Raw genomic sequence first — 15,453 nt, forward strand, 5'->3', positions numbered from 1 at the left:
AAATAATTAATATCTAGTAGTTGTAGTCCGATTTACTGTACTTGGATCGCTATAAGCAACGGTTTTTGGCTTGCGGAATAAATTGGCTAAACCAATTAAACCCAATAATCCTAACCAACCCCAGTTATTATTGTCATCTTTAGTTTCTTGAAAAGGGGTAGTATCAAAGGTAGGTGCGTTAGATTCAGGACTGGTTTGAGTCGTAGGAGCAGTAGAATCAGTTTGAGCCGAAACAGGTAGAGACAAAGGCATTACAGCTAAACTTGCAGCTATAACACTAGCACCGACGATTTTAGAAAATTTAGAATTCATGATATTTCCTCTTTATGCTTAATACTTTGGTTGCTTGTAAGTAATTATTTTCTACAAAAACTATCGTCGAATCAGCAAACAACTTTCCACATAAATCTATCTAGGTTTTAAGTAAATAGAATCAATCTTTAGATTAAACTTTATTTACGTTCAAGTCCTCCTATAGAAGTAGCACAAGGATATAGCAAGCATTTCGATGTTTTTAGACGACATAAATAAGCCATAAAAACTAAAATTAGGAGGCACTTTTGCGCCTCCTAATAAATAGAATAAATATTTGCTGTGAATAAATATTGTGGTTAGCGATCGCACTACTTTGTTTTAGGTAGTGCGATCGCAGTAATTTACTGCACAGAAAGCAACTCTTTATCTGCTACAGCATTGGGATTAGCTTCTGGTGTATCTGCTTCCGATGGTGGGACTACTTGCCAAAACTTAGGCAGATATTCTGACCAATTAGCTAGTATTTGCTTGGCTTTTGGCGATCCAGTACGTTCAGCATGAAGTTGGATTAGTTGCTGTAATTGTCCTTCACCTACTGTTGAAGCATTTACTTTTTGCAACTTGACAATTTCCGGGTTGACTAATTGAGGAAAATTGCCACCTTCATCTAAAAAGTATGCCAAACCGCCAGTCATTCCCGCGCCAACATTACGCCCAACTTTTCCGAGTACAACAATTACACCCCCTGTCATATATTCGCAACAGTGATCGCCAGCACCTTCAATTACCGCCGTACCTTTGGAGTTGCGGACAGCAAAACGTTCGCCAGCTAAACCATTAGCAAACAAAAAGCCACCCGTTGCGCCATAAAGACAAGTATTACCCACAATTACGTTGTGTTCTGGTGTGTAGGTTGCATCGGTGGGAGGGGAAATAACAATTTCGCCGCCGTGCATTCCTTTACCGACATAATCGTTAGCTTCGCCTTGTAGCTTTAAAGTCATGTTTGGCAAATTGAAAGCGCCAAAACTTTGACCTACAGAACCCGTGAAGTTAAGCTCTATTTGTCCGCTAAAGCCACTGTTTCCATACTGGGAAGCAATTTTTCCGGCGATTCTTGCGCCAACGGTGCGGTCTGTATTGACTATTTTGTAAGTCTTGCTAACGTTACTAGCATTGCTAATAGCGGATTGAACGTCTCTATCGGCTAAGATTTGGTCATCTAAAACTACACCGTTGCTGTGGACTGTTTCGTGATTTAACCAAGTGCGATCGCTTTTTGTATCGGGTAAAACTGTTAAGCAATCAAGGTTAAAGTCTTCAGTTTTGGTAAGTTTTGCACCGTCTTTAACTTTGAGTAAATCCGCACGTCCAATTACGTCAGTTAAAGAGCGATAACCAAGCCTAGCTAACAAACTACGGACTTCTTCAGCGACAAAGTAGAAGAAATTAACAACGTGTTCTGGCATTCCAGGGAAACGCAAGCGCAAATGTTCTTGTTGACTTGTAACCCCTACCGGACAGTTATTTGTATGGCATATCCGCGCCATAATGCAGCCTTCGGCGATCATCGCAATAGAGCCAAACCCATATTCCTCACCGCCCATCAACGCGCCCATAATCACGTCCCAGCCGCTTTTGAAGCCACCATCGACGCGCAAAATTACGCGATCGCGCAGTTTATTTTCCATCAATACGCGATGTACTTCTGTTAATCCCAATTCCCAAGGACTACCAGCGTGTTTAATTGAACTTAAGGGCGATGCGCCTGTTCCGCCATCGTGACCGGAAACTTGAATAATATCAGCGTTAGCTTTAGCAACTCCCGCCGCTACTGTCCCAATGCCAATTTCTGCCACTAACTTAACCGATACTTGCGCTTGGGGGTTAATTTGATGCAGGTCAAAAATTAACTGCGCCAAATCTTCAATAGAATAAATATCGTGATGGGGTGGGGGTGAAATCAGCGTTACACCAGGCTTAGTACGGCGCAACATGGCAATATAAGGACTAACCTTTTTACCTGGCAATTGTCCGCCTTCCCCTGGCTTTGCACCTTGAGAAATTTTGATTTCAATTTGTTTGGCGTTCATTAAATACTCTGGCGTAACTCCAAAGCGTCCCGCCGCTACTTGCTTAATTGAACTTGAGGCGGTGTCGCCATTTTTCAGTCCTTTTAAGTGCGGTAATAGTTCTGATGTCCCTTCGGCTGTAACATCATCCAAAACCTTGTAACGTACTGGGTCTTCGCCACCTTCACCAGAATTAGATTTACCACCAATTCGGTTCATAGCGATCGCTAGTGTCTCGTGAGCTTCCCGCGATAATGCTCCTAAAGACATTCCCCCCGTACAAAAACGTTTAAAGATTTCTGTTACAGGTTCTACTTCTTCTAAAGCTATGGAAGTGCGATCGCTCTTTAAGTCCAATAAGTCGCGCAATGCCGTAACTGGCTTACCTTCTAGATGTTTTTGGTAAGTTTCGTAATGGTCGTATTGCTGAGTTCTGACAGCTTTATGCAAAGCCTTAGTCAATTCTGGACTATTGGCGTGATATTCGCCGCCTTGACGATACTGAACAAAGCCATAGTTTTCTAGCTTTTTAATGGTTAATTCGGGGAAGGCTTTTTGATGGAAACATAGAACTTCTTGAGCAAGTTCGCAAATACTCAAGCCACCTAACCGAGAAGTTGTGCCATAAAAGCCCAATTTCAGCAAGTCGTGACCAATCCCAATCGCCTCAAAAATCTGCGCTCCTTGGTAGCTTGTCAGTAGGGAAATTCCCATCTTCGACAAGATTTTGAGTATTCCACCTTCTACAGCTTTGCGATAGTTAGCAAGCGCCGTATCTAGACTGATTGCGGGTATTTTCTTCCGCTCCATAAACTGCTGAGTTTTGGGGTCAGACCACCAGCTTCTAACGCTATCTAAAGCTAAATAGGGACAAACTGCACTCGCACCATAACCAATCAAACAAGCAAAGTGGTGGGTACTCCAACACTGCGCCGTATTGACGACTAAGGAGGCTTTCATCCGCAATCCTTCACGGATAAGGTGATGATGTACAGCGCCGACTGCAAGTAGTGGCGGAATGTAAGTGTCTTCAGTATTTAGGGTAGCTTTGTCGCTCAGTACGATAATTTTTGCCCCAGCTTTAACCGCTTCCACCGCCTGCTGACACAGTGATTTAACCGCCGCTTCTAAACCATTTGGCCCGTTAGAAATTGCGAACAGCGTTGATAACTCACTCGTTTTAAATTCCGAATTTTTTATTTGCTCTAATTCGCTTTCTAGCAGTACAGGAGTTTCTAACTTAAGCCTTTTAGCAAACTCTGGCTTGGGTTCTAATAAGTTCCCTCTCGCTCCTAGTTCTATATTTAGCGACATCACCAAACTTTCCCGCAAGGGGTCAATAGCGGGGTTAGTTACTTGAGCAAAACGCTGTTTAAAGTAGTCGTAAAGTAAATGTGGCTTCTCAGATAGCACTGCCAAGGGAATATCGTCACCCATGCAAAAAGTTGGCTCTTTACCATCACTTGCCATTGGTTGAATAACCATTTCCACATCTTCAGTTGTGTAACCGAAAGCGATTTGATGGCGGAGCAAAGTTTGTCTGTCTGCGGTGGGGCTAGGTTCGGGTAAAGCTTCAGTATCTAACGGTTGCAGGCTTTGCGAACCATTTTCGGCTTTTATGGGTTTAATGGCAAGTTCTACCCGATGCTGTTTTAACCATTCACCATAGGGATGTTGTGCTGCAACTCGCTGTTTAATTTCCCAATTTTTTAAAACTTCATGAGTTTCTAAGTCTACTGCGATCGTTTGTCCTGGACCAAGCCTGCCTTTTTCAAGAATATCAGCTTCGGGAAAGTCTACAACCCCAGCCTCGGACGCGACCACAATATAGCCATCTTTGGTTATTGTGTAACGAGCCGGTCGTAAACCGTTGCGATCTAAAGTTGCGCCTACTTTTTTACCATCGCTAAATACCAACAGCGCCGGGCCGTCCCAAGGTTCTTGAATACCGCTATAGTATTCATAAAAATCGGTAATTTCTGGGTATTTATCCAAATCTGGCTGATTTTTATAAGCTTCTGGAACCATAATCATCAAAGCTTCCAGAGGGCTGCGCTCTGACCTTACAAGCAACTCCAATACGTTGTCTAAAGTTGCGGAATCGCTGTTATGAATATGGACGGTAGGCTTTAATTCATCTAAACGGTTTTTCCAAATTGGATGATCTAAATCTGCCTCTTTTGCCATCATCCAGTTGATATTACCCAGCAGCGTATTAATTTCGCCATTGTGTCCCAATAGTCGCATTGGCTGCGCTAGTGGCCACTTGGGCATTGTATTTGTACTAAAACGCCGATGATAGATTGCAAAAGCACTTTGATAAATGGGGTTTTTTAAATCTGGGTAAAAATCCCCTAATACTGCCGATCGCACCATACCTTTGTATACAATAGTACGACTAGAAAAGGAGCAGAAGTAACAAGCCTCTGATTCTTTTAAATTCAGGCTTCCTAAAGCTTTAAAAATCCGGCGGCGACCAATATATAACTGTCGCTCTAGTTCATCGCCAATAAACTTAGATTCTACGATTAATTGCTCAATTTGGGGCTGATTTTCCTTCGCTTGAGTTCCCAAAGTTTGCGGCTGTACGGGGACTACTCGCCAGCCCAGTAATTTTATATCTTCTTCTTCTAAAATCTGTGCGGTAATTTGCTTAACTTTGTTAGCTGCCTCTATATTCTGGGGTAGAAACATCATCGCTACAGCCAAATTCTCTTTTGATGGCATGGGGATGTTTTGCAGGCTAAACCATTGTTGCAACAATTCCCAAGGAATTGCGGTCATAAGTCCTGCACCGTCGCCTGAATCTTTATCAGCGCTACAACCGCCCCGATGTTCTAAGCAAGTTAAGGCATTTAAAGCTTTTTCGATAATTTCGTGATTTGCTTTATTTTCACAGTTAGCAACTAAACCTACACCACAAGCATCCCTTTCTTCTACCAACCATCGGGGTTCCATATATGTCAAAGACTCGGTATTATTTATGTTTTGATTATCTGCAAGTGAATTTTCCCGGCGTTCCATAGGCTAGTCCTAGCTGATTTATTTAATTAAGGGTAGGTGAAAGTTATTGTAGGTGTAGATGTTAAGTTTGCTAAAACATCCTAGCAATTGAATTAGAGCGATCGCAATTCTATTGCTACTATTTGCCTAAAAGTAGGATTTTTTTAAGTAATGTTCGCTAACTCGTACTTATTCTTGAGTCGATACATTTTTGTCAATGCAATCAAAAAAATTCACGAACCCAGCAGTATTTACCACCCCAACACCTTTATTTTACAAGTTCTTCGCCCCAGTAATTAGCTTGGTAGCAGAAGGCTTAATCGAGTTAACTTACCATTCCTTTAAGCCAATCCGATTTAATCTCTTAATTGCTGGGCAAGACTTAAAAATGTTGATGAGTGCCAATTGAGGCATCAAGCTAATCTATATTATGACGTTAAAGCTTTAAACATAAGTCATTGATTTTTAATATTTGTCGTCAATTACCCCTCAACTTGTCTAACTCATGGTAAAAGGTTCATCTAGCTTCTTTCCTACTCCAGCAAAAATCCTCTTACTACTGCTACCAAAGGTTTTAGAGCTACTACTTACGGGGGAAGTGCGAAGTCAAATGCCATTACCCACCCCAACTAACAAAGAAATTTTACTAAATAATCGCCCTTTAGCGATCGCCTGGACTCAATGGCAACAAGCAGGTAAAACTCACATAGGTATTAGCGATACGGGTTTTGCTCAAATTCTCGGTGTCGATTTACTCAATACTAACGACCCCACTAAGCAACCGATTCAATGGTTTAACGAACCAAAAACTAACCCCATTGTCTTACCAACTAAGCTTAACGGCGGTTATCGTTATTTAGATGTTACTAACTTTACTCCCCCTGGGTGGCAGTTTGCGGTTAAAAATAATACTTTAGTAATTACTTCTCCCACTGCTAAAATCCAAGACATTCGGCTAGGAAAACAAACTTTTGGCGATCGCATTGTTATAGATTTAGATCGTCCTACCTCTTGGCAAGTAAATCAGCAAAGCGCACCACCAAAGCCAAAAACAGTAATTAACGAATTAGTTGAGATTGTTAAAACGCAAGTAGCGAAACAAGTTTGGCTAATAACCATTGACGGTAGCGCTAACCCCGCCATAGCCAAGACTTTCACTGATTCCCCATCTCAAAAAATAGAAACTACTCCAACTCTTGCCAAGATTCGCCTCAATCTCCCGGTGGGGATATCTCCGCGCGTTAGTACCTTAACTAATCCCCATCGATTAGTAATTGATATTCGTCCCGATGGGATGGTAGAGAAAAATATCCTTTGGGCGGACGGTTTGCGCTGGAGACAGCAGTATGTAAGCTTGAATGAGGATCGTTTTTCGGTGACGTGGTTAGAACTTAACCCCGCCAAAAACCTAAAAATGCTGCCATTTTGGAGCGAAGCTACAACTCTCGTAGGTACAAACCCTTTAATTAAAACCGCCGAGCGCTACAATGCCGTTGCAGCAATTAATAGTGGCTTTTTTAACCGCAAAAATCAATTGCCTTTAGGTGCAATTCGCCGCGATGGTAACTGGATATCAAGCCCAATTCTCAATCGTGGGGCGATCGCCTGGAATAATGGCAAAATAAAAATTGGTCGTCTTAGTATCCAAGAATCTGTACTTACCAATACTGGGCAAACCTTAGCAATTAAAACTTTTAATAGCGGCTACGTCCAAAAAGGTGTCGCTCGTTATTCTTCTGTTTGGGGTGCTAACTACAGCCCTCTTACCGATAACGAAACTATTGTCATAGTCCAAAATAACGCAGTTACAGCACAACTCCCCGGTGGCGTTGCAGGAAAAGCAAATTTTCCCATCCCTACTAATGGCTATTTGCTAGTAGTACGCGGTGATAATGTGTCAATTCCTATCGGTTCAATTCTCCGCCTGCAAAGTGCGACTATTCCCGCCGATTTTGCAGCTTACCCCCACATTTTAGCGGCGGGGCCGGTTTTAATTCAAAATCGGCAAATTGTTCTAGATGCCAAAGCTGAAGGCTTTAGCGATGCTTTTCTTAGAGAAAAAGCAATTCGGAGCGCAATTTGCACCACCGCATCGGGAAATGTATTAATCGCCGCCGTCCACAATCGCGTTGGTGGTGCGGGGTCAACTTTGGCAGAAGTTGCTAAAGTAATGCAGCAATTAGGGTGTACTGAAGCCCTTAATTTTGACGGTGGGAGTTCAACTAGCCTTTATTTAGGAGGACAATTAATTAATCGTTCTCCTAGTACCGCCGCTCGCGTTCATAATGGATTAGGCATTTTTATGACTCAACCTTAAGTTAACAAAATTAACGTTTAATTATGAAGACTTGATGTAGAATACTTAATTTTTAAGCAACACCCTTTCCCGATCGAGGATATTTTGTTATCTTTGGCTAGGACAAGTGCGATCGCGTTTTTTTGAGTTTTTAACCTTATACTGAAACGTTCAGCAATTCTAAGGAGAAAAAATGGTTCAACAAGTTAAAGAAGTTTCCCAAGAACCAGCATTAAACCTGCCTTCAGGTGTAACTCATAAAGGAGTTGCTGCAACAGAGTTACGTCCTTGGGGATCTTTTACAGTTTTAGAAGAAGGACGCGGCTACAAAATTAAGCGCATTGAAGTTAAACCCGGTCATCGTTTAAGCCTGCAAATGCACCACCACCGCAGCGAACACTGGATTGTAGTCTCTGGGACTGCTAGAGTTACCTGTGGCGACGCGGAAGTAATGCTAAGTAATAATCAATCTACTTACGTTCCTCAATGCACAAACCATCGCTTAGAAAATCCTGGAGTAATTCCCTTAGTCTTAATTGAAGTCCAAAACGGCGAATACTTGGGAGAAGACGATATAATTCGTTTTCAAGATGACTACGCTCGTGGTAAATAAAAGTTGCTCAAGCGCGACTTATTAGTAAAATTTATCTAGAATATTTAACTTATCCCCGTTGCCAACTATCTAGGTGTACGAGGGATTTTGTTTATTTTTATTTCCATGATTACTATTAGCCCCGCCGCCATTCAAGAAATCCGCCGCCTAAAAGCAAAATTTGCTAACCCAGAAGCTTTATTTCGACTGCAAGTAGAACCAGGCGGCTGTTCGGGTTTGATTTATAAGTTAAACTTCGATCCGCCAACTCAAAGCGATCGCCTTTACGAATCTAACGGCATAAATATAGTTATAGACCCTAGCAGCGTTGAGCATCTAAATGGTTTAACCCTCGATTACTCGGAAGATTTAATGGGGGGTGCTTTTCGCTTCCACAACCCCAACGCCCTAACTTTTTGCGGTTGCGGTAATTCTTTCGCTACTACCGCTTAGATAAAAACTTTGCTACTTAATTGACACACACCCAGCAAAATAGATATAATTAGAATTTGTAAAAACTTAGAACAGCAAAACCTCAATCGTGCTGTAACTCATGCCAACTATACAGCAATTAATTCGCACTGAACGCCAAGTAGCCGACAAGAAAACCAAGTCACCAGCTTTAAAGCAATGTCCCCAGCGCCGGGGCGTTTGCACTAGAGTCTATACCACCACACCGAAAAAGCCTAACTCCGCGTTACGGAAAGTGGCTAGAGTACGTCTAACTTCAGGCTTTGAAGTAACAGCTTACATTCCCGGTATCGGTCACAACTTACAAGAACACTCGGTCGTGATGATTCGCGGTGGTCGGGTTAAAGATTTGCCCGGAGTAAGATACCACATTATTCGCGGAACTTTAGACACTGCCGGAGTTAAAGATCGTCGTCAAGGTCGCTCAAAGTACGGCACAAAGCGTCCTAAGCCTGCTGCTTCTTAAACTTTGAAATTAAATACAGTAGTTAAGGCGACTGGTGTAATAAATCTCAGCCTTACTACCGTTTTTAAACTTGCATCTCAAAAACTAAATTGAGGCGCAGTCAGTAAAAAGCTTTATAAGTAACAATACAGCGCTCTAGACAAAGATTGCTCAATATTTGGTGACAAAACCAGCATCATTGTCAAGTAATTAAAGCGAAATCTCAAGCATCTAATCCAGTTCATAGAAAAACCTTTACAGGCTAAGTTATGTCTCGTCGTACAGTTGTCCAAAAACGTATCGTTCCTCCTGACTCTGTGTATAACAGCCGTCTCATCAGTATGATGATGCGGCGAGTAATGCGGAGCGGCAAAAAATCTATCGCTGCCGGGATTATCTACGATGCGATGAAAACCATCGAAGAACGCACCGGAAGCGACCCTTTAGAAACCTTTGAAAAAGCCGTGCGGAATGCCACACCTTTAGTAGAAGTAAAAGCCCGTCGTGTTGGTGGCGCAACTTACCAAGTCCCAATGGAAGTACGCACAGAAAGAGGAATAACTCTAGCTATGCGGTGGCTAATTCAGTTTTCCAGGCAGCGCCCAGGACGCACTATGGCAAGCCGTCTAGCCAACGAACTGATGGATGCGGCAAACGAAACGGGCAACGCGATTCGTAAAAGAGAAGAAACACACCGAATGGCAGATGCTAATAAAGCCTTTGCCCATTACCGCTACTAGACGGTTTTCCGTAAAAGTATAGAATCTTAACAGACAGTAGCATATAGATAAGTGCGGCTAAAAATTAAAGGAGGCAGCTAACTGTGGCACGTACAGTCCCACTGGAAAAAGTACGCAATATCGGGATTGCGGCTCACATTGATGCGGGTAAGACAACAACTACCGAACGCATTTTGTTTTATTCAGGTATCGTTCACAAAATTGGTGAGGTACACGAAGGAACAGCAACAACTGACTGGATGGAGCAAGAGCGGGAAAGAGGCATTACGATTACTGCGGCGGCAATTTCTACTAGTTGGAAAGATTACGCAGTCAATATTATTGATACCCCCGGTCACGTAGACTTCACTATTGAAGTTGAGCGTTCGATGCGCGTGTTGGATGGGGTAATCGCCGTATTTTGTTCGGTGGGAGGCGTACAGCCTCAGTCAGAAACCGTATGGAGACAGGCAGACCGCTACAAAGTACCAAGGATTGCTTTTATCAACAAGATGGATCGGATGGGCGCGAACTTTTATAGAGTTCACGAACAAATCCGCGATCGCTTGCGAGCCAATGCTGTAGCTATTCAATTGCCAATCGGTACAGAAAGTGACCTGCGCGGCATTGTTGACTTGGTGAAGATGAAAGCTTACATCTACAACAACGACCAAGGTACAGACATTGAGGAAACCGAAATTCCTGCCGATATGCAAGACAAAGCCCAAGAGTTTCGCGCCAAGCTAGTTGAAGCTGCTGCCGAAACTGACGAAGTATTAGTAGAAAAATACTTTGAAGGCGTTGATCTTACTGAAGCAGAAATTCGCGTAGCCTTGCGTAAAGGCACAATCGCCGGAACAATTGTTCCCGTCCTTTGTGGTTCAGCCTTCAAAAATAAAGGCGTACAGCTACTCCTAGATGGAGTTGTAGATTATTTACCTTCGCCTTTAGAAGTACCGCCAATTCAAGGATTGCTACCCAACGGTCAAACGGTCGAACGCCACGCGGACGACAACGAACCCTTGGCAGCTTTGGCATTTAAGATTATGTCCGATCGTTACGGTCGCTTGACATTTTTGCGCGTTTACTCTGGCGTATTGAAAAAAGGTAGCTACGTCTACAACGCCACTAAAGACAAAAAAGAAAGAGTATCGCGTTTAGTGCTGATGAAAGCCGACGATCGCATAGACGTAGATGAATTACGCGCTGGCGACTTGGGAGCAACTCTCGGTCTGCAAGACACCTTTACAGGGGACACAATTTGCACTGAAGCTGACCCGGTAATTCTGGAATCGCTGTTTATTCCTGAGCCTGTAATCTCGGTAGCTGTAGAGCCAAAGACCAAGCAGGACATGGACAAACTATCGAAGGCGTTGCAATCGCTCTCGGAAGAAGACCCGACTTTTAGAGTCAGCGTTGACCACGAAACCAACCAAACCGTAATTGCCGGAATGGGGGAATTGCACCTAGAGATTCTAGTAGACCGAATGCTACGAGAATTTAAGGTAGAAGCAAACGTTGGTGCGCCTCAAGTAGCTTATCGAGAAACTATCCGCAAAGCTGTGAAGGCTGAAGGTAAGTTTATTCGTCAAAGTGGCGGTAAAGGGCAATACGGTCACGTCGTAATTGAAGTTACCCCCGGCGAACCTGGTACAGGGTTTGAATTTGTTTCTAAAATCGTTGGTGGTGTTGTACCTAAAGAGTACATTGGCCCAGCAGAACAAGGAATGAAGGAAACTTGCGAATCGGGAATTCTTGCCGGATACCCGGTCGTAGATATTCGCGCCACCTTGGTAGATGGTTCTTACCACGATGTAGACTCCTCGGAAATGGCATTTAAGATCGCTGGATCGATGGCAATTAAAGAAGCCGTCATGAAAGCTTCCCCCATACTGCTAGAGCCGATGATGAAAGTTGAAGTAGAAGCACCAGAAAACTACTTAGGGGATGTCATGGGCGACCTTAACTCCCGTCGCGGTCAAATCGAAGGTATGGGATCGGAACAAAATCTAGCCAAGGTAACGGCAAAAGTGCCTTTGGTAGATATGTTCGGTTATGCTACCGATATTCGCTCCAAAACCCAAGGTCGGGGTATCTTCTCAATGGAATTTAGCCACTACGAAGAAGTACCTCGCAACGTCGCCGAAGCAATTATTGCTAAGAGCAAAGGAAACTCTTAATAGAGATAAGTAATACGTTTTAAATTAAAATTAAAACGTATTATCTAACCCATTCTCAAAACTGTTCTAAACTCAAAGTTCAACACTAAAAACTAAATTCAATGGCACGCGCAAAATTTGAAAGGAATAAACCCCACGTCAATATCGGTACGATCGGTCACGTAGACCACGGCAAAACCACCTTAACCGCCGCAATTACAATGACTTTGGCTGCCTTAGGACAAGCTACAGGTCGCAAATATGCGGATATCGATGCCGCTCCTGAAGAAAAAGCGCGTGGCATCACAATTAACACCGCTCACGTTGAGTACGAAACCGCAGGCAGACACTACGCTCACGTAGATTGTCCCGGACACGCTGACTATGTAAAAAACATGATCACTGGTGCGGCGCAAATGGACGGCGGTATTTTGGTAGTATCGGCGGCTGATGGCCCTATGCCCCAAACTCGCGAACATATCTTGTTAGCTAAACAAGTAGGCGTTCCTAACCTAGTTGTGTTCTTGAATAAAGAAGACATGGTAGACGATGACGAATTAATGGAACTTGTAGAACTTGAAGTTAGAGAACTTCTCAGCGACTACGATTTCCCCGGCGACGATATCCCTATTGTTAAAGGATCGGGCTTATTGGCGTTAGAAAAAATGACCGAAAACCCCAAAATGCCTAGAGGGGAAGATAAGTGGGTCGATAAAATCTACGAACTTATGGAAGCTGTAGATGCTTACATTCCTACTCCAGAAAGAGACATTGATAAGCCTTTCTTGATGGCTGTAGAGGATGTATTCTCAATCAAGGGTCGCGGTACAGTTGCTACAGGTAGAATTGAGCGTGGAAAAGTCAAAGTTGGCGACTCTGTAGAACTTGTTGGCATCAGAAATACTCGGACAACAACTGTTACCGGAATCGAGATGTTTAAAAAGAGTCTTGACGAAGGAATGGCTGGAGACAACGCTGGGGTACTATTACGCGGACTTGAGAAAGAAGATATTGAGCGCGGGATGGTAATTGCTAAACCAGGTTCAATTACTCCTCATACTCAGTTTGAAGGTGAAGTATACGTGCTTAAGGAAAAAGAAGGCGGTCGCAAGACTCCATTTTTCCCTGGCTATCGTCCACAGTTTTATGTGCGGACAACCGATGTAACTGGCACAATTCGCGCTTTTACTTCTGATGATGGTAGCGAAGCTGAGATGGTTATGCCTGGCGATCGCATCAAAATGACAGTAGAACTAATTAACGCGATCGCTATTGAGCAAGGTATGCGTTTTGCAATCCGTGAAGGTGGTAGAACTATCGGCGCTGGTGTAGTATCAAAAATCTTGAAGTAACCCAAGTTACTAATTACCCATAGCAGAAAAGCCCGATTATGCTTTTCTGCTTTTTTACTGACTCTAATAAAATCTGAACCTAGAAAATTAAAAAAATGGCAACCCTTCAGCAACAAAAAATTCGCATTCGTTTAAAAGCTTTTGACCGTCGCTTGCTCGATACTTCCTGTGAAAAGATTGTAGAAACAGCAAATCGCACTAATGCTACCGCCGTTGGGCCAATACCACTACCGACAAGACGGAGAATTTATTGCTTATTGCGATCGCCTCACGTAGACAAGGATTCCCGCGAACACTTTGAAACTCGTACCCATCGCCGGATTATTGACATTTATCAACCATCGGCTAAAACCATTGATGCCTTGATGAAATTAGACTTACCATCGGGTGTTGATATCGAAGTGAAGTTATAAAAATTAAAATTTGCCTTTTAGAACGGCTAAAAGGCAAATTTATGAGGAATGTCTCTAAAGAAATTCGTTACAGTAAAAGTATTACGATTCTTATCGATATCCGATGACATCTCCTTCAAAAATTGCGGTGCGAGAACTTCCTTTATTTCCTTTACCAGAAGTAGTCCTTTTTCCTGGTAGACCTTTACCTTTACATATATTTGAGTTTCGCTACCGGATCATGATGAATACGATCTTGGAAAGCGATCGCCGTTTCGGAGTTTTGCTATACGATCCGGTACGGGGACAGGTTTCTAACATTGGCTGCTGTGCGGAAATCGTGCAGTATGAGCGAATGCCAGACGATCGCATGAAAATGTTTACTTTAGGTCAACAACGGTTTCGCGTCTTAGAATACGTGCGCGAGAAGCCTTACAAAGTTGGTTTGGTGGAATGGATGGAAGACCACCCCCCGGAGCAAGACCTGCGACCTTTGGCGACGGAAGTAGAACAGCTTTTACAAGACGTAGTGAGGCTATCCGCCAAGCTAACCGACCAAAACATCGAATTACCCGAAAATATCCCCGACTTGCCTACAGAGCTATCTTACTGGGTCGCCAGTAATCTTTATGGAGTAGCGACAGAGCAACAAGCATTGTTAGAAACCCAAGATACAGGCGTTCGTTTGCAAAGAGAAGTCGAAATTCTTACCTCGACACGCAACCATTTAGCGGCGCGTACCGTGCTGAAAGACACGTTTAATTAAAAGTTAAAGGGATGTTGCTCAATGGGTAATGGGTAATGGGTAAGAAAATCATCACACTTTCAGCCATGCCCGCTAAAGGAACAATAGATCGTAACTACCAAAAATTTTGAGAGTGTCAGTGTAAATTGCAAGTTCGGAAATTGCTGTTTGTACGGCGGGGGAAGTGGTATCGCCTTCTAAATCCAGGAAAAAAAGATAGTCGCCGAGCGATCGCTTGCTGGGACGAGATTCGACACGACTAAGGTTAATACCCCTTTGAGCAAACATTTGTAAGGGCTTAACTAGCGCTCCGGGAACGTTGGCTTTAGTGCTAAAAGCTAGGCTGGTATGACTTCCGGTCACGGGTTGCATTGAAGAACTTAGCACCCAAAAGCGCGTACAGTTATCGGGATAATCGTTGATATTACTAGCTAATATTGGCACGTTGTAAAGTTCGGCGGCGCGAGGAGAAGAAATTGTCCCGGCGTTTGGTTGTAGGTCAAGTTTTTCTAAAGCTTCCGTCGTAGAATTAATGGCGATCGCGCGGGTATTGGGTAAATGCTGTTCTAGCCATCCTTGACACTGCGCCAAAGCTTGGGGATGAGAGTAGACGATTTCGAGGTTGTTAAGTGATGAAGCTTTTGATAGTAGAGCGTGAGTAATCGGTAAAACTAAAGCAAGAGTAATTTTTAAGTTATCTAGTTGCCACAACATATCTAGAGTAATAGCAACGCTACCCTCAATAGAGTTTTCCACCGGGACAACGGCTAAATCTACTTGACCCGTGGCGATCGCTTTTAAAGTTTTGGCAATACTAGGATAAGGCAGTAAAGTAGCTTCTTGTTGAGTTTGAGTTAAAAACTTACTTACATAAGAACTTGCTGCTTGTTCAGAATAAGTACCCGAAGGGCCCAAATGACCAATAGATATAGACATAAGTGAGATAACAAAT

General features: G+C 43.2%; 13 protein-coding genes. 10 read left to right on the forward strand and 3 right to left on the reverse strand.

Annotated features, from left to right (window positions below; all coding sequences use genetic code 11):
* Positions 1-6 precede the first annotated feature (6 nt).
* Both SYN7509_RS0201115 and gltB read right to left on the reverse strand, forming a co-directional pair.
* On the reverse strand, positions 7-312 hold the full coding sequence (locus SYN7509_RS0201115) for a WGxxGxxG family protein (protein WP_009633756.1): 306 nt from the start codon (positions 310-312) through the stop codon (positions 7-9).
* Between the two features lie 344 nt (positions 313-656).
* Positions 657-5,351 (reverse strand): glutamate synthase large subunit, encoded by a 4,695-nt coding sequence (gene gltB, locus SYN7509_RS0201120; protein WP_009633757.1) that lies wholly within the window; start codon positions 5,349-5,351, stop codon positions 657-659.
* 196 nt (positions 5,352-5,547) lie between these two features.
* On the opposite strand from gltB, the gene SYN7509_RS0201125 reads away from it, so the two are divergent.
* The 10 genes from SYN7509_RS0201125 to SYN7509_RS0201170 all read left to right on the forward strand — a co-directional run bounded on the left by SYN7509_RS0201125 (position 5,548) and on the right by SYN7509_RS0201170 (position 14,522).
* The gene (locus tag SYN7509_RS0201125) at positions 5,548-5,739 is read left to right on the forward strand and encodes a hypothetical protein (protein ID WP_028954029.1); all 192 of its coding nucleotides are present in this window, start codon (positions 5,548-5,550) and stop codon (positions 5,737-5,739) included.
* Between the two features lie 96 nt (positions 5,740-5,835).
* On the forward strand, positions 5,836-7,647 hold the full coding sequence (locus SYN7509_RS0201130) for a phosphodiester glycosidase family protein (protein ID WP_009633758.1): 1,812 nt from the start codon (positions 5,836-5,838) through the stop codon (positions 7,645-7,647).
* 172 nt (positions 7,648-7,819) lie between these two features.
* Positions 7,820-8,239 carry a cupin domain-containing protein gene (locus SYN7509_RS0201135; protein WP_009633759.1) on the forward strand — a complete coding sequence of 140 codons (420 nt, stop codon included), beginning with the start codon at positions 7,820-7,822 and terminating at the stop codon, positions 8,237-8,239.
* Between the two features lie 105 nt (positions 8,240-8,344).
* A complete protein-coding gene (locus SYN7509_RS0201140) occupies positions 8,345-8,671 on the forward strand; it encodes a HesB/IscA family protein (protein ID WP_028954030.1) in 327 nt (108 codons plus the stop codon).
* 100 nt (positions 8,672-8,771) lie between these two features.
* Positions 8,772-9,155, forward strand: a complete 384-nt coding sequence (rpsL, locus tag SYN7509_RS0201145; protein WP_009633761.1) for a 30S ribosomal protein S12 — start codon at positions 8,772-8,774, stop codon at positions 9,153-9,155.
* A 248-nt stretch (positions 9,156-9,403) separates the two neighbouring features.
* Entirely contained in the window at positions 9,404-9,874 is a 471-nt protein-coding gene (rpsG, locus tag SYN7509_RS0201150; protein WP_009633762.1) for a 30S ribosomal protein S7, read from the forward strand.
* A gap of 83 nt (positions 9,875-9,957) precedes the next feature.
* Positions 9,958-12,033, forward strand: coding sequence for an elongation factor G (gene fusA, locus SYN7509_RS0201155; RefSeq protein ID WP_009633763.1), 2,076 nt, complete (start codon positions 9,958-9,960; stop codon positions 12,031-12,033).
* 101 nt (positions 12,034-12,134) lie between these two features.
* Complete coding sequence (tuf, locus tag SYN7509_RS0201160) at positions 12,135-13,364, forward strand: elongation factor Tu (protein WP_009633764.1); 1,230 nt, start codon at positions 12,135-12,137, stop codon at positions 13,362-13,364.
* A gap of 95 nt (positions 13,365-13,459) precedes the next feature.
* On the forward strand, positions 13,460-13,777 hold the full coding sequence (gene rpsJ, locus SYN7509_RS0201165) for a 30S ribosomal protein S10 (RefSeq protein ID WP_009633765.1): 318 nt from the start codon (positions 13,460-13,462) through the stop codon (positions 13,775-13,777).
* A 103-nt stretch (positions 13,778-13,880) separates the two neighbouring features.
* Positions 13,881-14,522, forward strand: coding sequence for an LON peptidase substrate-binding domain-containing protein (locus SYN7509_RS0201170; RefSeq protein ID WP_009633766.1), 642 nt, complete (start codon positions 13,881-13,883; stop codon positions 14,520-14,522).
* Positions 14,523-14,594: 72 nt separating this feature from the next.
* Here the strand turns inward: SYN7509_RS0201170 and pheA are convergent, their stop codons facing one another.
* Positions 14,595-15,437 (reverse strand): prephenate dehydratase, encoded by an 843-nt coding sequence (pheA, locus tag SYN7509_RS0201175; RefSeq protein WP_009633767.1) that lies wholly within the window; start codon positions 15,435-15,437, stop codon positions 14,595-14,597.
* Positions 15,438-15,453: the final 16 nt, after the last annotated feature.

It is taken from the genome of Synechocystis sp. PCC 7509, assembly GCF_000332075.2.
Lineage (GTDB): Bacteria > Cyanobacteriota > Cyanobacteriia > Cyanobacteriales > Chroococcidiopsidaceae > Aliterella.

Excerpts from the sequence above, each read along its gene's own strand:
- rpsJ (WP_009633765.1), top strand. The coding sequence starts at position 13,460 with ATGGCAACCCTTCAGCAACAAAAAATTCGCATTCGTTTAAAAGCTTTT.
- SYN7509_RS0201140 (WP_028954030.1), top strand. The coding sequence starts at position 8,345 with ATGATTACTATTAGCCCCGCCGCCATTCAAGAAATCCGCCGCCTAAAA.
- SYN7509_RS0201135 (WP_009633759.1), top strand. The coding sequence starts at position 7,820 with ATGGTTCAACAAGTTAAAGAAGTTTCCCAAGAACCAGCATTAAACCTG.
- rpsG (WP_009633762.1), top strand. The coding sequence starts at position 9,404 with ATGTCTCGTCGTACAGTTGTCCAAAAACGTATCGTTCCTCCTGACTCT.
- gltB (WP_009633757.1), bottom strand. The coding sequence starts at position 5,351 with ATGGAACGCCGGGAAAATTCACTTGCAGATAATCAAAACATAAATAAT.
- pheA (WP_009633767.1), bottom strand. The coding sequence starts at position 15,437 with ATGTCTATATCTATTGGTCATTTGGGCCCTTCGGGTACTTATTCTGAA.
- tuf (WP_009633764.1), top strand. The coding sequence starts at position 12,135 with ATGGCACGCGCAAAATTTGAAAGGAATAAACCCCACGTCAATATCGGT.
- rpsL (WP_009633761.1), top strand. The coding sequence starts at position 8,772 with ATGCCAACTATACAGCAATTAATTCGCACTGAACGCCAAGTAGCCGAC.
- SYN7509_RS0201130 (WP_009633758.1), top strand. The coding sequence starts at position 5,836 with ATGGTAAAAGGTTCATCTAGCTTCTTTCCTACTCCAGCAAAAATCCTC.
- SYN7509_RS0201125 (WP_028954029.1), top strand. The coding sequence starts at position 5,548 with ATGCAATCAAAAAAATTCACGAACCCAGCAGTATTTACCACCCCAACA.
- SYN7509_RS0201170 (WP_009633766.1), top strand. The coding sequence starts at position 13,881 with ATGACATCTCCTTCAAAAATTGCGGTGCGAGAACTTCCTTTATTTCCT.
- SYN7509_RS0201115 (WP_009633756.1), bottom strand. The coding sequence starts at position 312 with ATGAATTCTAAATTTTCTAAAATCGTCGGTGCTAGTGTTATAGCTGCA.